The sequence below is a fragment of the Stenotrophomonas sp. 10N36 genome, assembly GCF_056395005.1.
The window spans coordinates 73,512-94,770 of sequence record NZ_JBFTIS010000013.1 but is presented as its reverse complement, the minus strand read 5'-3'; the positions used below and the strand labels follow the sequence as shown (position 1 = coordinate 94,770).

The following is a 21,259-nucleotide window of genomic DNA, read 5'->3' as shown; positions in this document are numbered from 1 at the left end:
CTCCAGGTGACACCATGGGTTCATGAGGAGCCGGCCAGCGGCCGGCACTACCGGGCGCGGTGCAGGAGGACGGCCAACGGCCGGCACGACCGCCTGCGGTACGGGAAGCCGGCCAGCGGCCGGCACGACCGCGTTCGGTGCAGGAAGACGGCCAACGGCCGGCACGACCGGGTGCGGTGCGGGAAGCCGGCCAGCGGCCGSCACGACCGAGTTGGCCGGGTCAGGCCCCGGCCATCCATTTCAGGATCAGGCCGGTGACATAGGCCAGGCCGGTGCCGGTGGCGTAGCCCACCGTGCCCAGCAGCACGCCCACCGGGGCCAGCGACGGATGGAACGCAGCAGCCACCACCGGTGCCGACGCGGCCGCGCCGATGTTGCCCTGCGAGCCGATCGCAAAGAAGAACAACGGCGCGCGCAGCAGCTTGGCGGCAATCCACAGCACCAGGATGTGGGTGAGCATCCAGATCGCGCCCAGCGCGAACAGCCACGGGCGATCCAGCAGCGACAACAGGTCCATCTGCATGCCGATGCAGGCGATCAGGAAATACAGGAACAGCGTCCCCAGCCGCGATGCACCGGCCGACTCCAGCCGCCGCGCGCGGGTGAAGCTCAAGCCCAGGCCCAGGGCGGTGGACAACAGCACCACCCACACGAACGGGCTGTCCAGGCTGAACTGGCTGGCCCAGCTGACGTTGGCCTTGAACCACCCGCTCAGCGGTGCGGCGATGGCATGCGCCAAGCCCACGCCGCCCAATGCCACGCCCACGATCACCATCAGGTCGGTGAGGCTGGGAATGCGGGCGTTCTGCGCTTCATAGGCCGAAATGCGCGCCTTCATTTCATCGATGGCCGAGGTGTCGGCCCCGTTGCGCGTGTCGATCTGCTGGGCGCGGTTGGCCAGGAACAGCAGCACCGCCATCCACAGGCTGGCACAGGCCACATCCACCACGGCGAACTGGCCGAAGGTGGTGGCGTCGGTGCCGAACACTTCGCGCATCGCGACCATGTTGGCCCCGCCGCCGATCCAGCTGCCGGCCAATGCGGCCATGCCCTTCCAGGTGTCGCCCGCGACGGTTGCCGGGTGGATCCAGGACATCGCCTGGAACGACACGATCGCACCAAGAATGATCCCCAGCGTACCGGCGCAGAACATCACCAGCAGCTTCGGGCCCAGCTTGAGGATCCCCTTGAGGTCGATCGACAGGGTCAGCAGCACCAATGCGGCCGGCAGCAGCACGTCGCGCGCGACCGGGTTGTAGAGCGAGGTGTTGTGGCCGTCGATGAGGCCGGCGGTGTTGTAGATGGCCGGGATGAAGTAGCACAGCAGCAACGCCGGCACCCAGGCGAAGATCTTTTTCAGGCGGGGGGTGGGGCCGCTGGCCGCCCAGAAAATCACGGCGAGCGTGGCGGCAATCAGGCCAAGCCCGACGATATCGTTGGTGATCAGGGCGGTACTGGTTTCGGTCGGCATCTTGCCATCCTCTGTCGATCGAAGAAAAAAAAAGCGCCGCATAAAGCGGCGCCCTTCCAGAGGTTAACATCATCTTCACGCTGCGCCACCCTGCAGTGCAGCGTTCTTGATGTCGGTTACGTCATCGCATCGCCCGGTGCCTGCGGCAGCGACGCCCCCAGATCCAGAATCACCCGGGTGCCGCGTGGCGCACAGGGCTCTATCTGCAGGGCCCAGCCCAGGTGCTCGCACAGCTTGGCGATCAGCTCCAGCCCGATTCCGCTCTGTTCATTGCGATCACCCCGCGCCAGGCGTGCATGCACCGCGGCGATTTCCTCCGGGCTCATGCCATGCCCGGGATCCTGCAGCGTCACCACGGCCCGGTCGGACACCTGCACATGGATGGTGCCGCGCCCGCTGTTCTCGATCGCATTGCGCAGCAGGTTGCCGATGGCCGCCTGCACCACCGCCGGTGGCGCGATGATGTCGATACGGGCCAGGCCGTCCACGGCGATGCGCAGGTCCTTGTCGCCCATCAGGTGGCGGTGGTCTTCAATGATGGCCGGCACCAGCTGGTCCAGCGCGATGCGCTCGCCCAGCGCAACCAGCCGCGCCGGTTCGCGGGCCAGCACCAGCAGCAGCTGGATCAACTGCTCCACGCCCTGCGCGGTGCGATGCACGCGCTGCATCTGCTGGCGCGCACGTTCGGGCAGGCCGGGCTGCTCCAGCGCCAGTTCGGCCGCGCCGGTGATCACCGCGATCGGCGTGCGCAGTTCGTGGCTGGCGGTGCTGACGAAGATGCGCTCACGTTCGACGAACTGTTCGTTGCGGGCCAGGTAGTCGTTGACCGCATCGGCAATGACATACAGCTCCGAACTGCCGCGCGGATCCACCTGCACCTGCTGCCCCGGCACGCCGGGCTTGAGCCCGTCGATGCGCTGGGCCAGCGACCGCAGCGGGCGGACCAGCCGGCCCACGCCGAAGGAGGCCATCAGCACGGTCACGATGATCATCACCACGCCGGCCAGCATCACCCAGCGCGTGGCGAACTCTTCCAGCTCGTGGAAGTCATTGATGTCCAGCACCAGGGCCAGCCGCCCCAGCCGCTCGGTATCGCGCACCATCACCGCGCTGGAGCGGCCGTTGATCACCACCCCGTCGTGCAGGCCCGGGTGCAGCGTGCGCAGGATCGGCGGCACGCGTTCACTGGCATCCACGGTGAACAGGCGCAGCGTGTCCGAGTCCTGCCAGCGGTAGTGCGGCTCGTGTTCGATGTGGTTGACGATACTGTCCAGCTCGGAGTTGAGCAGGGCGCGCCAGGCGGAATGCTCGGCATGTTCGTGCACGTAGTTGCCCACGCTGAACACCGCCAGCGAGATCAGCCCCAGGTAGCCCAGCAGCCACCACACCAGGCGCCGGTGCAGGGGTGCCGGTTTACGCGGTTTCATCGGCACTGTCCGCGGCGCTCACACCCAGCCGGTAGCCCACCCGTGGCAGGGTGTGGATCAACTTCTGCTGGAACGGGCCGTCCACGCTGCGGCGCAGTTCGTACACGTGCGACCGCAGCAGGTCGCCGTCCGGTGGTTCATCGCCCCACAGCGCGAACTCCAGCTGCTGCCGGGTCACCGCGCCGGGGCTGGCACGCATCAGCACTTCCAGCAGCTTGCGGCAGGCCGGATACAGGTGCAGCGCCTTGCCGTCGCGGTGCGCCTCCAGCGTGGCCAGGTCCAGCTTGAGGTCGGCCACCTCCAGCAGCTTGCGCGGGTTGCGGCCATGCGCGCGCACCATCAGCGCCTCCAGCCGTACTTCCAGTTCGGGCAGCGCGAAGGGCTTGGTCAGGTAGTCGTCGGCACCGGCGCGGAAACCGGCGATCTTGTCGGGCAGTTCGTCACGTGCGGTGAGCATGATCACCGGGACTTCCGAGCCATGGTCGGCGCGCAGCCGGCGCAGCACCTCCGGGCCTTCCATGCGCGGCAGCATCCAGTCCAGGATCAAGGCGTCGTACGCATGGGTGGCCGCCAGGTGCAGGCCGGTGACGCCATCGGGCGCCACATCCAGAACATGCCCGCGTGACTCGAAATAATCGAACAGGTTGGCGACCAGTTGGCGGTTGTCTTCAATGACCAGGAGCCGCATGGCAGACTCTCGTGAACGGATCGGCGCATGGTAGCCGCATCCATGTCGGAATCCGGTCGCAATGGCCCGGTTTCGACGCTTTTCCTACGCTGTCGGGGAGACAGTACTGGTTTTTCCCAAGGATCCGGACGTGCCTGAAGCCCGCTTGTCCCGCCAGCATTGGCATCTGCTCGCCTGCGTGGCCATCGTGCTGGCGCTGCTGGCCGGGATCGGCATGCGTCAGCCCTCGCCACCGGATGAGCCGCGCTTCGTACTGGCCGCCCGCGCCATGGTGGACAGTGGGCAATGGCTGCTGCCGCATCGCGGCGGCGACCTCTATGCCGAAAAGCCGCCGGTGTTCATGTGGATGCAGGCCGCCAGCCACCAGTTGCTGGGCAACTGGAATCTGGCCTTCCTGCTGCCGTCGTTGCTGGCGGCGCTGCTGACGCTGTGGCTGTGCTGGGACCTGGGGCGTCGCCTGTGGAACCGGCGTGTTGCCTGGTGGGCCATGCTGGCGCTGGCCAGTTGCCTGCAGTTCGGGTTGATGGCCAAGCGCGCGCAGATCGACATGGTGCTGGTGGGGCTGACCACGCTGGCCATGTGGGGCCTGCTGCGGCATCTGCTGGAGGCGCCCAACCGGCGCGCGGTGCTGGTGGCCGGGTTTGCCGCAGGCCTGGGCACGGTGACCAAGGGGGTGGGCTTCCTGCCGCTGCTGGTGCTGCTGCCCTGGGCGCTGTGGCGGTGGCGGGTGCAGGGCGACGACGGCCACGCCGGCCGTGGACGTGCCTTGTGGTTGCTGGTGCCCGGGTTCCTGCTCGGTGCCGCGGTGTGGCTGGCGCCGCTGGGCCTGGCCCTGCTGCACTCCCCCGACCCGAGCCTGCAGGCCTACGCACGTGAACTGCTGTTCAAGCAGACCGGCACGCGCTACGCCAATGCGTGGCACCACGTGAAGCCGGCCTGGTATTACCTGCAGGTGATGGCCACGTTGTGGCTGCCCGGCTGCCTGCTGCTGCCGGCCCTGCTGCCGGCATGGTGGCGGCGGCTGAAACGCCTGGATGGCCGCTACTGGCTGCTGCTGGGGTGGGCGGTGCTGGTGCTGGTGTTCTTCAGCGCCAGCCCGGGCAAGCGCGAGGTCTACATTTTCCCGATGCTGCCGCTGCTGTGCGTGGCCGCCGCACCGGTGTTGCCCGGGCTGCTGCGCCGCACCGGCCCGCGCTGGCTGCTGCTGGCCTACGTGGGCGTGCTCGCCGCTGCCGCGCTGTACGTCAGCGTGCAATTGCTCGGCGGAAGCCCGTGGGCGCATGCCCAGCTGGATCGGCGTGGCATGCCCGACAGCCTGCTGCCGCTGCTGGGCGGCTGGCTGCTCGGCTTCGGCGTGCTGCTGGTGGCCGCACTGGTGTGGCTGCGCCAGCGACGCGTCGGCGCCCTGGTGGTGGTGTGCGCCTGCCTGCTCTGGAACGTGTACGGCTGGGGCCTGATGCCGGCGCTGGACCCCTACAGCTCGGCCTCGGCGTTGATGCAGCGGGTTGGCCAACGGATCGGGCCGGAGGCGCAGCTGGGCCTGGTGGCGTGGCGCGAACAGAACCTGCTGCAGGCCGATCGCCCGGTGACCGAGTTCGGCTTCAAGCGGCCGTGGGACGAACAATGGCAGCAGGCCGGGCCGTGGCTGCAGCAGGCGCCGGATGCACGCTGGCTGCTGGTGCTGGACCAGGCCATGAGCCCCTGCGTGGACGCCGCCCAGGTGGTGGACATTGGCAGCAGCAACCGCAATCGCTGGCAGCTGGTGCCGGGCCATGCATGGCGCGCCGGGTGCCAGGCCCACCTGGCGCCCGATGCGGCGTCGGACGACGAGCAAGACTGAACCGGCGGCATCGGCGGTCGGGGCTTAACCTGCGGGCAACACCGCTCCGACCGCTCTCCGACACACCGCTGACGACCATGGCCGCGGATCACCCCGCCCGGCGCTTTGCCCATGTCTTCAGTTCCAGCCATACCGTTTCGCCCGCTTCCACTGGCCGCAGCTGCCCGCCCGGGCTTTCTGCGCAGCCACCTGTGGCTCCCCCTGCTGCTCACCCTGGCCGCCAGCGTGGTGCTGATGGGCATGGGCGGCGACCAGTGGCTGGCCGACCAGTTCTATCGGTTGGAAGGGCACCACTGGGCGCTGCAGAACGCCTGGGCCACCAGTCAGCTGGTGCACAAGGGCGGCAAGTGGGCCAGCGCGCTGGGCGCGCTGGTCACGATCCTGCTGTGCACGCACGCCTGGCGCAGCGACCGCACTGCGGCATGGCGTTGGCCGCTGCTGTACCTGGTGCTGGCGGTGGCCCTGGGCACCGGGGCGGTGTCGCTGCTCAAGTCGCTGACCAACATGGATTGCCCGTGGGACCTGGCCCGTTATGGCGGGCTCCGCGAATACGTGGGCGTGTTTGCCAGCCGTCCACCGGGCATGCCGCGCGGTGTGTGCTTCCCGGCTGGGCATTCCAGCGCCGGCTTCGCCTGGGTCAGCCTGTACTTCTTCGCGCTGCTGGTGCGCCCGGCGTGGCGCTGGCGCGGGTTGGCGGTTGGGCTGGTGGCCGGCGGCGTGTTCGGCCTGGCCCAGCAACTGCGCGGCGCGCACTTCCTGTCGCATGACCTGTGGACCCTGGCCACCTGCTGGGCCCTCTCGCTGGGCTTGTACCTGCTGGTAGAGCGCATTGCCGCCCGCCCGCAGGCCATGCCAGCCATCGCCGCACAGGGAGAGGCCGCATGAGCGCCACCCTGCCGCGCAGTGTGCGCCTGCCCGCGCTGGCCACGCTGCTGCACTGGCGGCCGCAGCTGTCCACCGAGCGCCTGATCGTACTGACCAGCGTGTTCTTCGCGCTGGCCTGCAATGGCCTGTTCTGGCACAGCGCCATGGCCACCCACCCGGGCAGCCTGCGCTTTGCCACCTCGCTGCTGCTGTTCCTGGTGGGTGCGCACTGCCTGCTGATGGGCCTGCTGGTGTGGCGGTGGAACGCCAAGGTAGTTCTGGGAGTGTTGCTGCTGTGCACCGCGATGGCCGCGCACTACATGGGCAGTTACCACATCTACCTGGATGCGGACATGCTGCGCAACGTGCTGGCCACCGACCACAAGGAAAGCGGCGAGCTGATGACGCCGGCGCTGATTGCGCCGCTGGTGCTGCTGGCGCTGCTGCCGATGCTGGTGCTGTGGCGGGTACAGCTGCTCAAGCGCAGCTGGGGCAAGGCGCTGCTGTGGCGCGCCGGCTTCCTGCTGCTCTCGCTGCTGATGGCACTGGGCGGGGCGATGCTGTCCTTCCAGGAAATGTCGGCGCTGATGCGCAACCAGCGCGAAGTGCGCTATCTGGCAACTCCCGGCAATTTCCTGCTGGGCCTGCCCAAGGCACTGCGCGGCGACAATCCGATCCAGCGCGCCCCCAAGCTGCCGATCGGCACCGACGCCACGGCCACACCGCGCGCCGCAGGCAGCCGGCCGCGGCTGCTGGTGATCGTGATGGGCGAAACCGCACGCGCGCAGAACTGGGGTCTGAACGGCTATGCCAGGCAGACCACGCCGGAGCTGGCGCAGGCCGGGGTGATCAACTTCCCGGACATGCATTCGTGCGGCACCAGCACCGAAGTCTCCCTGCCGTGCCTGTTCTCGCCGTACGGTCGCCATGACTACGACGAGAAAAAGATCCGCGCGCACCAGTCGTTGCTGCACGTGCTGGACCGCGCCGGCATCAGCACGCTGTGGCGTGACAACCAGTCCGGCTGCAAGGGCGTCTGCGAAGGCCTGCCGATGCAGGCGCTGGACGATGCCAAGCACCCGCAGCTGTGCGCCAACGGACGCTGCATGGACGAGATCCTGATCGACGACCTGGCCGCGCAGGTACGCGCCAAACCTGGCGACCGGGTGGTGGTACTGCACCAGCTGGGCAACCACGGGCCGAGCTATTTCGAACGCTACCCCGCCAGCTTCCGCCACTTCACCCCCACCTGCGACACCGCCGACCTGGGCAAGTGCAGCCGCGAGCAGATCACCAACAGTTACGACAACGCACTGCTCTACACCGACCACCTGCTGTCGCGCACGATCGGCACGCTGAAAGGCATGGACGACTACGACACGGCGATGATCTACCTGTCCGACCACGGTGAATCACTGGGCGAAAAAGGCCTGTTCCTGCACGGCGTGCCGTATGCGATTGCACCACAGGAACAGACGCGGGTACCGATGACGATGTGGTTCTCCCCATCCTTCGCCGCCAACCGCGGCCTCAACCTGACCTGCGTGCGCCAGCGCGCGGCCAAATACACCGACCACGACAACCTCTTCCCGTCCGTCCTGGGGCTGATGCAGGTCAAGACCGCCATCTACGAACGCGACCGCGATCTGTTTGCAGGGTGCGAGGCCTAGTCTTCTGCTGGCGAGTCGGTTTCCGCGCAAGACGAGAGTGGCCGTTGTAGTTGCACTTGCCGTTGCCATGCGCACCAGCCCTGTGTGGACGGGTCGGTGTGGGTGGGTTGGCGGGACCGTTGGGCGCCATGGATGGCGCTCACGAGCCTCCAGGGATGGATTCACGGCGTGTCCTGCCAACCTACCCACACCGAGCCGCTCCCGGAGCCGGCACAGCCAACTGCTTTCAAAGGACGTGCGCAGTACACGTTGCTGCCCTGCCCCTTGCGGTGTGACGGACGCTTCACTAGCCTTCGCCGGTCTGTCACCACCCAAGGATGTCCCCGTGAACCACCGCCCGCTCCTGCTGGCCCTGGCTGTCAGTGCTGCCGCACTGACGCTGGCGGCCTGCCAGAAGGAAACGACCCCGGCCGATGCCCCCGCCGCGGCTGCTGCCACCCCGACCGAAACCGCGGACCAGTTCATCGCCCGCGTCAACGCCGAGTACAAGGCCATGTACCCGGAAATGACCTCGGCACAGTGGCTCTCCTCGACCTACATCAACGAGGATTCCGAGCGCGTGGCGGCCAAGGCCAACGAACGCTGGCTCACCGTCCTCAACGGCTGGATCACCCAGGCCGGCACCTACGACGGCAAGCCCATGAGCGAGGATACCAAGCGCCAGATCCACCTCCTCAAACTCATGACCTCCATGCCCGCCCCGCGCGACCCGGCCAAGCTCTCCGAGCTCACCCGCATCGCCAGCCGCATGGAAGGCGCCTACGGCTCGGGCAAGTACTGCACCGACGACGCCAACCCCGCCACCTGCCGTCAGCTTGGCGACCTCGAACAGGTCCTGGCCCGCAGCCGCGACTACGACAAACAGCTTGACGCCTGGCAGGGCTGGCACGCCACCACCAAACCCATGCGCGCCGACTACCAGCGCTTCGTCGGCCTCGTCAACGAAGGTGCCAAGGAAATGGGCTTCGCCGACGCCGGCCAGATGTGGCGCAGCGGCTACGACATGCCCCCCGAGCAGATCGGCCCGGAAACCGACCGCCTGTGGGAACAGGTCAAGCCCATGTACGAACAGCTCCACTGCTACGCCCGTACCAAGCTGGACGACACCTACGGCAAGGACAAGGCTGAAACCGAGGGTGGCCTGATCGCCGCCCACCTGCTCGGCAACATGTGGCAGCAGGACTGGTCCAACCTCTGGGACCAGCTGGAACCGTATCCCGGCGCCGGCAGCCTGGACATCACCGCCGCGCTGGAAAAGCAGTACCAGACCAACCTCAGCGGCGCGCTGGCCAAGGCCGGCGGCACCACCACCAGCATCGAAGCGCAGTTCAAGGCGCAGCGCGAGGCCGAACTGCGTACCGCCAAGCAGATGACCGAACGTGCGCAGGACTTCTACGTCTCGCTCGGCATGCCCGCGCTGCCCAAGTCGTACTGGGACAAGACCCAGTTCATCAAGCCGCTGGACCGCGACGTGGTCTGCCACGCCAGCGCCTGGGACATGAACATGGACGGCGACGTGCGCACCAAGATGTGCATCAAGCCCACCGAAGAGAACTTCACCACCATCTACCACGAGCTGGGCCACATCTATTACGACCTGGCCTACAACCCGCTGCCGCCGCTGTTCCAGGGCGGTGCCAACGATGGCTTCCATGAAGCGATCGGCGACACCATCGTGCTGGCGATGACCCCGCAGTACCTCAACTCCATCGGCCTGGTCGACAAGCCGCAGGAAAGTCGCGAGGCCACCATCAACGCGCAGATGCGCATGGCCCTCAGCGGCGTGTCGTTCCTGCCGTTCGGCCTGATGATCGACCGGTGGCGCTGGGGCGTGTTCGATGGCTCCATCACCCCGGACCACTACAACCAGGCGTGGTGGGATCTGAAGGCCAAGTACCAGGGCGTGGCCCCGGTGGGGGCGCGCGGTGAGGAGTTCTTCGATCCGGGTGCCAAGTACCACGTGCCGGGCAACACCCCGTACACCCGCTACTTCCTGGCGCGCATCCTGCAGTTCCAGTTCTACAAGGGCCTGTGCGATGCCTCCGGCTACAAGGGCCCGCTGCACCAGTGCAGCTTCTACGGCAACAAGGAAGCCGGGCAGAAGTTCTGGGCGATGCTGAGCAAGGGTGCCAGCCAGCCGTGGCAGGCCACGCTGCGCGAGATCACCGGCGGCGACAAGCTCGATGCCGGCCCGATGATCGAGTACTTCACCCCGGTCAACGACTGGCTCAAGCAGCAGAACCAAGGCCAGATGTGCGGTTGGAAGGCACCGGCGGCCACCGCCGCGGCCGCCCCGGCCGCGACCGCACCGGCAGCACGCTGACCGTGCACTGGGGCCGGCTGTTGGTCGGCCCCACTGCTGCATGAAAAAAAACCGGCCAAAAGGCCGGTTTTTTCTTGTTTGCTGTCGGTGGCCTTGGATGGATCTGATGACATCCGAACCGACCGCACCCACGCATGGCGTGGCTCTACCCCCGGCCTCAGGAGTGCGTCGGGGTCTTCAGGCTGGCGGCGAGTTCGGCCTTGAACTGCTCGAAATCCTTGCCGTCGGCCTTGGCCTCGGCATGCGCGGCGTCCTTCAGTGCATCCGAATACACCAGGCGCACCGGCGTGCCCTGGCGTTCGTGCAGTTCGGCGGCCTGCATGATCAGCGCCAGCACGCGGGCGGCACTGGGGGTCTGGCCGGCGATACGGCCGTCCATGCCCAGCACCCATTCGCCATCGCGACGCACCACGCCAGCCAACAGCGTGCGCTGCTGGTCGCGCAGTTCCGCATGCGGTTCGACCGGCGGGGCGGCGGCCTGCTCACGGTTGGCGGCCTGGGTTTCACGGCGCCGGCGGATGTCGCGGCGCAGTTTGGAGGTGGTCGACATCAAGAACGTCCGGACTGCATCAAAGCGCCAAGGATACCGCACGCGCCCCGCCAGGCCGGCCGCTGGCCACCGCCGCCCCTCAATCCAGCACCTTGCCGTGGCGCCAGTACCCCATGAAGGTGATGGCCCGTTTGTCGATTCCGCAGTCCTTCACCAGGTGCCGGCGGATCGCCAACACCGCGCCGGCTTCACCGGCGACCCAGGCGTACAGCCCGCCGCCCGGCGCACTGGCCTGCTCCCACAAAATGTCCTGGTCGATGTCGATCTCGGCCAGGTCCTGCTCGGCCGCGCGCAGCCCCAACGGCCCGACCCGCGCCTGCACGGCCTGCTGCAGCAGCTGCCCGTGCGCGGCGCCCTCGCGGGCCAGCCAGAACAGCTGCGCCCCCACCGGGGCCACCAGCGGCAGCACATCGGCGTCGTGGGCCACTTCCAGGAAAGCCTGCACCTGCGGCGGATGTGGCCAGCGGGCCAGGTCTTCCAGGATGCCGGCCACCGCCGGCAATGCGGTCTCATCGGCCACCAGCAGCACCCGCTGCACGTCGGCCGGCGGCTTCCACTCGAATCCCTGGCTGCTGTCGGCCACCTGTGCATCCGGGGCCAACAGGCCGATGCGGTCGCCGATACGGGCATGGGTGGCCCAACGCGAGGCCGGGCCGGTCTCCCCGTGCAGGACGAAATCGACGTCGACCTCGCCGGCCTCCGGGCGCAGCGCACGGATGGTGTAGGTCCGCATCGGGGCGCGTTCGTCCTCAGGCAGGGCGCGGTAGCGTGCGTACCAGTCCTCGCCCTGCGGCACCTGCGGCGCGTCCTGGCCGGGCAGCGGGAAAAACACCTTGATGCGCTGGTCCGGCCCCTCGGTCTTCATGTTGGCCACGTCGGGCGCGGCGAACACCATGCGGGTCAGCGACGGGGAAAGGACGGTGCGCTGCTTGAGCGCGACGTCGAACAGGCGGTAGGTCTGCTGTGCAGCCATGCAATCACCCTGGAGTGCGGCGGACACGGACGGCCCGCAGGGGAATGTGTTGGCTGTCGTGGTGCACGAACTGGCTGGCGAGCACACAGAATACGCCGCCACCGCAGGTTGGCAATGGCGGCGGCGCCACGGTTGCGCACGACGCAACCGTGGCGTGCGCGCGGCTTATTCGATGGGCGTCAACAGCGCGCGGCGCTGCTCGCAGTGGCGTTCCCAATACCAGAAACTGGCCCCCACGGCGAAGAAGCCCGCATAACCCAGCGCAAGATGCAGCGGCTTGGCACTGAGCAGCGGCGAGACCACGCCGGCCACCACGGTGTTGATCATCAGCTGGATGAACATCTGCATCGACGAGGCCAGCCCGCGCTGGTGCGGGTACATGTCCAGCACCGCCAACGCCAGGATCGGGAAGATCAGCGCCATGCCCACGCCCCCCAGGAAGATCGGCAGCACCGCCCACGGCAGCATGATCTGCGGCACCGCCAGCACGTAGCCCAGGTTGAGCGCCGCCGACACCGCGCACAGGCCGAAGCCGATGCCGATCTGGCGCTGCGCGGTCAGTCGCCCGGCCATGCGCCCGGACAGGAACGAGCCCATCGTCATGCCGCCGATGGTGGGGATGAACAGCCACGCAAAGCCGCCCTCGCCCAGCTTGAGGTGCTGCATGACAAATACCGGGGCCGAGGCGATGTACAGGAAGATGCCGGAGAAGTTGAACGCGCCGGCCGCCGCCAGCCGCAACAGGCGCGGGTTGGAGCCCATGCGCAGGTAGCTGCGCAGCAGTTCGCGCATCGACAACGGCGTGCGTGCCTCCACCGGGTGGGTTTCAGGCAGCCACTTGCCGGTGGCCAGCAACAGCACCACCCCGAACAGCACCAGGAACCAGAAGATCAGCGGCCAGTCGCCCCCGCCCAGCAGGATCCAGCCGCCGATGATCGGCGCGATCGCCGGGGCCACGCCGAAGATCATCGACACCTGGCTCATCAGGCGCTGCGCGTCTGCCCCGTGGTACAGGTCGCGGATCACGGCGCGGCCGACGATCACCCCGACCCCGGCGGTGACGCCCTGCAGCGCGCGGAACACCAGCAGCGTGGTCATGTCACGTGACAGCGCGCAGCCGATCGAGGCGCCGATGAACAGCACCAGCCCGCCGATGATCACCCGCTTGCGCCCGAACGCATCCGACAGCGGGCCGTGCGCCAGGCTCATCAGGCCGTAGAACAGCAGGTACACGCTGATGGTCTGCTGCACCGCGACCTGGTCCACCTGCATGCGCTCCCCCAGCAGCAGGAAGGCCGGGAAAATGGTGTCGATCGAGAACGGACCGAACATCGCCAGGCCTGCGAGCAGCAGGGCCAGGCGGCGGGTCGAGGGCGAGGCGGGCGTCATGCGGTCTTCCGTCTGGGCCATGCGCGAATGCACGGCGGGCGCCAGCCCGGAACGGGCGGCGCCAGATGAATACGAGGATCCGGCCATGATAGGCCTTTGCCGGCCCCCGCACCATGCCAACGGTCCCATTCCGGGGCGTCTGGCGTCCCCCATTCATCCCGGGTAGGGCCGCAGCCGGCAAGGCCGCTGGGCTATAATCGCCGGGCTACATGGTGGGAGAAGCGGCGCTTTGTTTTGAAGCACCCGCTGCCGAAGGCGCAACGCCCGTAATCGCTCAGGCCCGATACCACCCGCATCAAAACTCTGGAGAGACCGGCCACTGCCGGCGCCGAAGGGGCACGAAGCACGCAGATGCGCGCTTTTAAACTCTCAGGCAAAAGGACAGAGGGGCACCCAGGAAGACCGCAAGGTCCGGTGGTTCGCGCGCGTCTGCGATGCACCCCGACCCGGCAGCCTTCCGAACGTGCGTGCCCACTCTTCGAGATGCCAGCCATGTCCCAGAACACCCCTTCCCTGCGCGAGCTTGAACACAGCCACGCGTTCGTCGAACGCCACATTGGCCCCAACGACGCCGAAATCGCGCAGATGCTCGACGTGGTCGGCCACGCCTCACTGGACGCGCTCACCGATGCGATCGTGCCCGCCGGGATCAAGTCGCCGGCGGCGCTGGACCTGCCCGAGTCGCTGACCGAAGTGCAGGCGCTGGCCAAGATCCGCGCCATCGCCGACAAGAACCAGGTGTTCCGCACCTTCATCGGCCAGGGCTACTACGGCACGCTCACCCCGAACGTGATCCTGCGCAACGTGCTGGAAAACCCGGCGTGGTACACCGCCTACACCCCGTACCAGGCCGAGATCTCGCAGGGCCGCATGGAAGCGCTGATCAACTTCCAGACCCTGTGCGCCGACCTGACCGGCATGGAAATCGCCAACGCCTCGCTGCTGGACGAAGCCACCGCCGCGGCCGAAGCGATGACCCTGGCCAAGCGTTCGGCCAAGAGCAAGTCCGACACCTTCTTCGTGCACGACGCGGTGCACCCGCAGACGCTGGAACTGCTGCGCACGCGCGCCGAGCCGATGGGCATCGTGCTGCGCGTGGGCACCCCGGCAGAAGCCATGGAAGCCGAAGCCTACGGCGTGCTGCTGCAGTACCCGGACACCTTCGGCCATGTGGGTGACTACAAGGCGCTGGCCGATGCCGTGCACGCGCGCGGCGGCCTGGTCGCCGTGGCCACCGACCTGCTGGCGCTGACCCTGATCGCCGCGCCCGGCGAATGGGGCGCGGACATCGTGGTCGGCAACTCGCAGCGGTTCGGCGTGCCGTTCGGTTTCGGCGGCCCGCATGCCGCGTTCATGGCCTGCCGCGACGCCTACAAGCGCTCGATGCCGGGCCGCCTGATCGGCGTGTCGGTCGACGCCCAGGGCAACGCGGCCTACCGCCTCACCCTGCAGACCCGCGAGCAGCACATCCGCCGCGAGAAGGCCACCTCCAACATCTGCACCGCCCAGGTGCTGCTGGCGGTGATGGCCTCGATGTACGCGGTGTACCACGGCCCGGACGGCCTGACCCGGATCGCCCGCCGCACCCACCGCCTGGCCGCGATCCTGGCCAATGCGCTGCGCGCTGCCGGCGTCAACGTGGGCGAGCACTTCTTCGACACCCTGCACGTCAAGGACATCGACGCCAAGGCGATCCACGCCAAGGCCGCGGCGGCGCGCATCAACCTGCGCGCGATCGACAGCGAAGCGGTCGGCATCAGCCTGGATGAAACCACCACCCGCGACGACATCGTGGCCCTGGGCCAGCTGTTCGGCGCCCAGGTGGATGTGGATGCCCTGGACGCCAGCACCGCCGACGCGCTGCCGGCCGGCCTGGTGCGCACCAGCGCGTTCCTGACCCACCCGGTGTTCAACACCCACCACAGCGAGCACGAACTGCTGCGTTACCTGCGTTCGCTGGCGGACAAGGATCTGGCGATGGATCGCACCATGATCCCGCTGGGCAGCTGCACCATGAAGCTCAACGCCACCGCCGAGATGATTCCGGTGACCTGGCCGGAGTTCGCCAACATCCATCCGCTGGCCCCGGCCGACCAGGCCACCGGCTACAAGGACCTGATCGAGAGCCTGGAAGCGATGCTGGTGGAATGCACCGGCTACGACGCGGTGAGCCTGCAGCCCAACTCGGGCGCGCAGGGCGAATACGCCGGCCTGCTGGCGATCCGCGCCTACCACCGCTCGCGCGGCGACGACCACCGCGACGTGTGCCTGATCCCGGATTCGGCGCACGGCACCAACCCGGCCTCGGCGCAGATGTGCGGCATGAAGGTGGTGGTGACCAAGACCGACGCCAACGGCAACGTCGACGTCGACGACATCCGCGTCAACGCGGAGAAGTACAGCGACCGCCTGGCCGCGATCATGATGACCTACCCGTCCACGCATGGCGTGTTCGAGGAAGAGGTGGTGGAGATCTGCGAGATCATCCACAAGCACGGCGGCCAGGTGTACACCGACGGCGCCAACATGAACGCCCTGGTGGGCGTGGCCAAGCCCGGCAAGTGGGGCTCGGACGTCTCGCACCTGAACCTGCACAAGACCTTCTGCATTCCGCACGGCGGCGGCGGCCCGGGCGTGGGCCCGTGCGCAGTCAAGTCGCACCTGGCGCCGTTCCTGCCGGGCAAGCTGGGTGACAACGGCCCGGTGGGCATGGTCAGCGCAGCCAGCTTCGGCAGCGCCTCGATCCTGCCGATCAGCTGGATGTACATCACGCTGATGGGCACCGCCGGCCTGCGCAAGGCCACCCAGGTGGCCCTGCTCAACGCCAACTACATCGCCACCCGCCTGGCCCCGCACTTCAAGACCCTGTACACCGGCCGCAACGGGCTGGTGGCACACGAGTGCATCCTGGACGTGCGCCCGCTGGAGAAGACCTCCGGCATCGCCGCCGAGGACGTGGCCAAGCGTCTGATCGACTTCGGCTTCCATGCCCCGACCCTGAGCTTCCCGGTGGCCGGCACGCTGATGGTGGAACCGACCGAAAGCGAATCGCTGCACGAGCTGGACCGCTTCATCAACGCGATGATCCAGATCCGCGAGGAAATCGCCGCGATCGAAGACGGCCGCCTGGACCGCGAGGACAACCCGCTCAAGCATGCCCCGCACACCGCCACCGCGGTGTCGGCCAGCGAGTGGGCGCACGCCTACCCGCGTGAGCTGGCGGCCTTCCCGCTGGCCAGCCTGCGCCAGCAGAAGTACTGGCCGCCGGTGGCGCGCGTGGACAACGTGTACGGCGACAAGAACGTGATGTGCGCGTGCATCCCGGTGGATGCCTACAAGGAAGACGAGGGCGTGGAGGTGTAAACCTCCCTGCCCTGCTGCAACAGGAAATGGCCCGCGCAAGCGGGCCGTTTCTGTTTGCGGGATGCCCCGTCGCACGTGATGCCGGTACCGCCGGCCCTTGGCCGGCTACCATTTACCCCGGTAGTGCCGGCCGCTGGCCGGCTCCCACGGATGCCTATCGGCATGGTGCAGAGCCGGCCAGCGGCCGGCACTACCGGGTTTCGATCGGTGAGGTGATGAGCCGGCCAGCGGCCGGCAGTAGCGTCAATCCGCCTGGCGGCTGGCGCGCACGCGGCGGGTGACTTCGCTGCTGATGGCGATCACCGCGGTCAGCGCGGCCATCGACAGGAACTGCAGGCGGGTGTGCGATTCGGACAGCAACAGGCAGAAGATCAGCGCCAGCACGCCCAGGCCGATCACGGTGAGGTACGGGTAACCGGCCATGCGGAACGGCAGGCGGGTGCCATCGCGGTTGGCGCGGTGGCGCAGGATCAGCTGCGACAGCAGCGAGATCGTCCACACCAGCAGGCAGGTCGAGCCGACGGTGTTGAGCAGCACCGGCAGCACCTTGTCCGGGAACCGCAGCTCCATCACCGTGGCCGCAAAGCCGAACAGCACGCTGGCCAGCACCGCGATGATCGGCACCTGGCGCGGATCGGTCCAGCCCAGCACGGCCGGGGCCTCCTGGCGCTGGGCCAGCGAGTACATCATGCGCGAGGCGCCGTAGAGGTTGGCATTGAGCGCCGACAGTAGCGCGATCACCGCGATCAGGGTGATCGCCGTGGCCGCGCCGGGAATGTTGGCCACCTGCAGCACCGCCGCGAAGGGCGACTTCAGCGCTTCGCTGGTCCACGGCACCACGGCGATGATCACGCTGAGCGAGCCGATGTAGAACACCAGGATGCGCCAGGCCACGGTGCGGATGGCGCGCGCGATGCTGCGCTCGGGGTCTTCGGTTTCGGCTGCGGCCACCGCCACGATCTCGGTGCCGCCAAAGGCGAACACCACCACCAGCAGCGCCGCCCCCACACCGGCCAGGCCCTTGGGCGCGAAGCCGCCGTGCGCGGTGAAGTTGGACAGGCCCGGCGAGGCCACGTCCGGCAGCCAGCCCATCAACAGCGCCACGCCGATCAGGATGAAGGCGATGATCGCCACCACCTTGAGGATGGCGAACCAGAATTCGAACTCGCCGAAGTTCTTCACCCCGAGCAGGTTGATCGCGGTGAAGAACAGCATGAAGGCCAGTGCGGCCATCGGCACCTGCACCGCCGGCCACACCGTGGCCAGCAGCCCGGCCGCGCCCACCGCTTCGGCGGCGATCACGATCACCAGCTGCACCCACCACAGCCAGCCCACGGTGGCCCCGGCGGTGGCGCCCATGGCGTCGGCCGCGTACACCGAGAACGCGCCACTGGTCGGCTTGGCCGCCGCCATCTCGCCCAAGGCGTTCATCACGATGATCACCAGCGCGCCGGCGACCAGGTAGGACAGCAGCACCGCCGGTCCAGCCGCCTGCACGCCCACGCCCGAGCCCAGGAACAGGCCCGCGCCGATCGCGCTGCCCAGCCCCATCATGATCAGCTGGCGGGGCTTGAGCGCGTGGCCCAGGCGGGGAGCGGCTGGCGTCGGAGTCGGGGATGCGGGCATCGGAATCGCTTGGCGGGCAACAGGTGCAACACGATACCTGTTCGGCCGGGCTGCGGCATAGGCCACAGGGCCCAGCCCGGCCTAGCGGTCGCGCTCGCCGATCTGCGCGCGGTAGCCGCGCGGGGACACCCCCACCTCGGCCTTGAACTTGCGGGTGAACGCGCTCTGGTCGGTAAAGCCGCAGGCCTGGCCGATGCTGGCGATGCTGTCGCCGCCGTGCAGCAGGTGCACCGCCATCTGGATGCGCAGGCGGGTGAGCACCTGCTGCGGGGTCATCTGGAACACCTTGCGGAAGGTGCGCTCCAGCTTGGACAGCGAAAACCCGGTGATGTCCAACAGGGTCTGCATGCGCACGTTCTCGGCGTAATGCGCGTTCAGGTGCGCCAGCGCCAGCCGCAGCTGCTCGTACTGGGTGCCCAGGCTGTCCTTCTGGCCGAGGTCGCGCGAGATGCCGATCAGTCCCTTGACCTGCCCGTCCACCAGCAGCGGCCGCTTGCAGGTCAGGCACCAGCCCGGCTCGCGGTTGGCGAACAGGTGCAGCTCCATCAGGTTCTCGATCACCCGCCCGGCCAGCACCTGTTCGTCCTGGCTGGCGTAATCGGCCCCCAGCCCGGTGGGGTAGATCTCCGCCGCGGTGCGCCCGATCACCTCCTTGCGCGACTTCAGGCCCAGCCGGCGCAGCATGGTCTGGTTGATGTGCGTATAGCGCCCGTCGCGGTCCTTCATGAAGAACAGCACGTCGGGGATGGCATCAAACAGGGCTTCGATGTCGGCAGGTTCTACGCGCATGCGGCACAGGGGGCGGAAGAGACGGGCCAAGGATACCCGTCCCGCCGCGCGCCACCCAGCGACCGGGACGCGGCATGTGAAGCGCGGGTGGATACGCGCCGGGCTTTTCGCACCCGCGATTAACGCCGGCCACGCCAGTGTGGGGGTTGCCTTCCCGCCAGCCCGGAGCCGCCACATGGCCGTCAGCAAGCCCCGCACCAAATCCGCCCCTCCCGCCGACAGCCGTGGCCAAGGGGACGAACTGCACCAGCATGCCGGTGGCACCCACCCGCCGCTGACCACCAACCAGGGCATTGCGGTTGCCGACAACCAGAACTCGCTGCGCGATACCCCGCGCGGGCCGACGTTGCTGGAAGACTTCATCCTGCGCGAGAAGATCACCCACTTCGACCATGAGCGCATCCCCGAGCGCATCGTGCATGCCCGCGGCAGCGCGGCGCACGGCTATTTCGAGCTGACCCGTTCGCTGGAAGAATTCACCCGCGCGCGGGTGCTGACCGAGGTGGGCGTGCGTACCCCGGTGTTCACCCGCTTCTCCACCGTGGCCGGCGGCGCCGGTTCGGTGGACACCCCGCGCGACGTCCGCGGCTTCGCGGTGAAGTTCTACACCCGCGAAGGCAACTGGGACCTGGTCGGCAACAACATCCCGGTCTTCTTCATCCAGGACGCGATCAAGTTCCCCGACCTGATCCACGCGGTGAAGATGGAACCGGACCGCGCCTTCCCGCAGGCGGCCAGTGCACACGACACCTTCTGGGACTTCGTGTCGCTGATGCCCGAATCGATGCACATGATCATGTGGGCGATGAGCGACCGCACCATCCCGCGCTCGCTGCGCACCATCGAAGGCTTCGGCATCCACAGCTTCCGCCTGCTCAACGAGGCCGGCGAGTCGACCTTCGTCAAATTCCACTGGCGCCCCAAGCTGGGCATCCAATCCACGGTGTGGGACGAGGCGGTGAAACTGCAGAGCGCCGACAACGATTTCCACCGCCGTGACCTGTTCGAGGCGATTACCGCCGGTGACTTCCCCGAATGGGAACTGGCCGTGCAGCTGTTTACCGAAGAAGAAGCCGAGGCGTTCCCGTTCGATCATCTGGACTCGACCAAGATCATCCCCGAATCGCTGGTGCCGCTGACCGTGGTCGGGCGCATGGTGCTGGACCGCTGGCCGGACAACTTCTTCGCCGAAACCGAACAGGTGGCCTACTGCCCGGCCAACGTGCCGCCGGGCATCGACTTCAGCAATGACCCGCTGCTGCAGGGCCGCTTGTTCTCCTACCTGGATACTCAGCTCAGCCGGCTGGGCGGGCCGAACTTCCACCAGATTCCGGTCAATGCACCCAAGTGCCCGTTCGCCAACCACCAGCGCGACGGCCACATGCAGATGCAGGTGCCCAAGGGGCGCGTTGCCTACGACCCCAGTTCGCTGCAGGACGACACTCCGCGCGAAACCCCCGAGGGCTTCCCGAGCCATGCCACGGCGCCCGATGACGGGGTCAAGGGCCGCGTGCGCGCGGCCAGCTTCGCCGATCACTACAGCCAGGCGCGGATGTTCTTCCGCAGCCTGGAAGCGCCCGAACAGGCCCACCTGGCCTCGGCACTGGTTTTCGAGCTGTCGAAGGTGGAAACGGCCAAGGTGCGCGAGCGCACGGTGAGCCACCTGCGCAACATCGATGACGCGCTGGCCAAACGCGTAGCGGCGGGCCTGGCGATGCCCGCCCTGCCCGATCCCGCGCCGACCGCCACCCCTGCGCAGGATTTCCCGAAGGCGCCGGAAGTGCGCGTGATCGGCCGCACCAAAGACCTGCTCAAAGGCCGCTGCATCGGCATCCTGTTCGACGAAGGCTCCGACGCCGGATTGATCAACAACCTGCGCAAGGCCGCTGACAAGGCCGGTGCCAGCGTGAAGCTGGTTGCGCCGAAGCTGGGCGGCGGCAAGCTGAGCGACGGCAAGACCCTGGCAGCCGATGGCCAGCTGGCCGGTACACCGTCGGTGGTGTTCGACGCGGTTGCCGTGGTGCTCAGCAACGAGGCGGCCAAGCGCCTGCTCAAGGAATCGGCGGCCATCGATTTCGTCGCCAACGCGTGGGTCCACCTGAAGGCGATCGCGGCCGACGAGGGTGCGCAGGCGCTGCTCAAGGCGGCCCGCGTGGGCAACGACCCCGGCGTGGTGGAAGCCGAAGATGCCAAGGCGTTCCTCACTGCTGCGGCAACCCGCCAGTGGGCGCGTGAACCCAAGGTCCGCATGCTGGCCTGATGCATCGCAGACCCGACAGGAGACAT

14 protein-coding genes and 1 riboswitch are annotated in these 21,259 nt (G+C 67.9%); of the genes, 6 read left to right on the top strand and 8 right to left on the bottom strand.

Features of this window, described 5'->3' with window-relative positions:
• Positions 1-220: 220 nt before the first annotated feature.
• The 3 genes from AC1DCJ_RS13750 to AC1DCJ_RS13740 form a co-directional block, all read right to left on the bottom strand.
• Entirely contained in the window at positions 221-1,471 is a 1,251-nt protein-coding gene (locus tag AC1DCJ_RS13750) for a DUF819 family protein (RefSeq protein ID WP_478071210.1), read from the bottom strand.
• A gap of 116 nt (positions 1,472-1,587) precedes the next feature.
• Positions 1,588-2,898: a sensor histidine kinase gene (locus tag AC1DCJ_RS13745; RefSeq protein WP_478071209.1), complete on the bottom strand. Its 1,311-nt coding sequence runs from the start codon at positions 2,896-2,898 to the stop codon at positions 1,588-1,590.
• On the bottom strand, positions 2,885-3,586 hold the full coding sequence (locus tag AC1DCJ_RS13740) for a response regulator transcription factor (RefSeq protein ID WP_447595096.1): 702 nt from the start codon (positions 3,584-3,586) through the stop codon (positions 2,885-2,887). The genes AC1DCJ_RS13745 and AC1DCJ_RS13740 overlap by 14 nt, the downstream gene beginning before the upstream one ends.
• Positions 3,587-3,716: 130 nt before the next feature.
• Between AC1DCJ_RS13740 and AC1DCJ_RS13735 the strand changes: the two genes are divergently transcribed.
• The 4 genes from AC1DCJ_RS13735 (at position 3,717) to AC1DCJ_RS13720 (ending at position 10,283) form a co-directional block, all read left to right on the top strand.
• Entirely contained in the window at positions 3,717-5,426 is a 1,710-nt protein-coding gene (locus AC1DCJ_RS13735) for an ArnT family glycosyltransferase (RefSeq protein ID WP_478071208.1), read from the top strand.
• A gap of 111 nt (positions 5,427-5,537) precedes the next feature.
• Positions 5,538-6,311 carry a phosphatase PAP2 family protein gene (locus AC1DCJ_RS13730; protein ID WP_478071207.1) on the top strand — a complete coding sequence of 258 codons (774 nt, stop codon included), beginning with the start codon at positions 5,538-5,540 and terminating at the stop codon, positions 6,309-6,311.
• The gene (locus AC1DCJ_RS13725) at positions 6,308-7,960 is read left to right on the top strand and encodes a phosphoethanolamine transferase (protein ID WP_478071206.1); all 1,653 of its coding nucleotides are present in this window, start codon (positions 6,308-6,310) and stop codon (positions 7,958-7,960) included. Before AC1DCJ_RS13730 ends, AC1DCJ_RS13725 begins: the two co-directional genes overlap by 4 nt.
• 325 nt (positions 7,961-8,285) lie before the next feature.
• Positions 8,286-10,283, top strand: a complete 1,998-nt coding sequence (locus AC1DCJ_RS13720) for a M2 family metallopeptidase (protein ID WP_448136303.1) — start codon at positions 8,286-8,288, stop codon at positions 10,281-10,283.
• 157 nt (positions 10,284-10,440) lie between these two features.
• Here the strand turns inward: AC1DCJ_RS13720 and AC1DCJ_RS13715 are convergent, their stop codons facing one another.
• The 3 genes from AC1DCJ_RS13715 to AC1DCJ_RS13705 form a co-directional block, all read right to left on the bottom strand.
• Positions 10,441-10,833: a hypothetical protein gene (locus AC1DCJ_RS13715; protein WP_038686954.1), complete on the bottom strand. Its 393-nt coding sequence runs from the start codon at positions 10,831-10,833 to the stop codon at positions 10,441-10,443.
• 79 nt (positions 10,834-10,912) lie between these two features.
• Positions 10,913-11,806: a siderophore-interacting protein gene (locus AC1DCJ_RS13710; RefSeq protein ID WP_478071205.1), complete on the bottom strand. Its 894-nt coding sequence runs from the start codon at positions 11,804-11,806 to the stop codon at positions 10,913-10,915.
• Positions 11,807-11,971: 165 nt separating this feature from the next.
• Positions 11,972-13,195, bottom strand: a complete 1,224-nt coding sequence (locus AC1DCJ_RS13705; protein WP_478071204.1) for a multidrug effflux MFS transporter — start codon at positions 13,193-13,195, stop codon at positions 11,972-11,974.
• 293 nt (positions 13,196-13,488) lie between these two features.
• A riboswitch (glycine riboswitch) is annotated at positions 13,489-13,590 on the top strand.
• 88 nt (positions 13,591-13,678) lie between these two features.
• Here AC1DCJ_RS13705 and gcvP point away from each other — a divergent pair.
• Entirely contained in the window at positions 13,679-16,558 is a 2,880-nt protein-coding gene (gcvP, locus tag AC1DCJ_RS13700) for an aminomethyl-transferring glycine dehydrogenase (protein ID WP_478071203.1), read from the top strand.
• Between the two features lie 243 nt (positions 16,559-16,801).
• On the opposite strand, the gene AC1DCJ_RS13695 is transcribed toward gcvP, so the two are convergent.
• A complete protein-coding gene (locus AC1DCJ_RS13695) occupies positions 16,802-18,184 on the bottom strand; it encodes an amino acid permease (protein ID WP_478071202.1) in 1,383 nt (460 codons plus the stop codon).
• Positions 18,185-18,265: 81 nt separating this feature from the next.
• Positions 18,266-18,973, bottom strand: a complete 708-nt coding sequence (locus AC1DCJ_RS13690) for an AraC family transcriptional regulator (RefSeq protein ID WP_038686947.1) — start codon at positions 18,971-18,973, stop codon at positions 18,266-18,268.
• Positions 18,974-19,148: 175 nt separating this feature from the next.
• Here AC1DCJ_RS13690 and AC1DCJ_RS13685 point away from each other — a divergent pair, with 175 nt between their 5' ends.
• Positions 19,149-21,233: a catalase gene (locus tag AC1DCJ_RS13685; RefSeq protein WP_478071201.1), complete on the top strand. Its 2,085-nt coding sequence runs from the start codon at positions 19,149-19,151 to the stop codon at positions 21,231-21,233.
• The last annotated feature ends 26 nt before the right edge of the window (positions 21,234-21,259 follow it).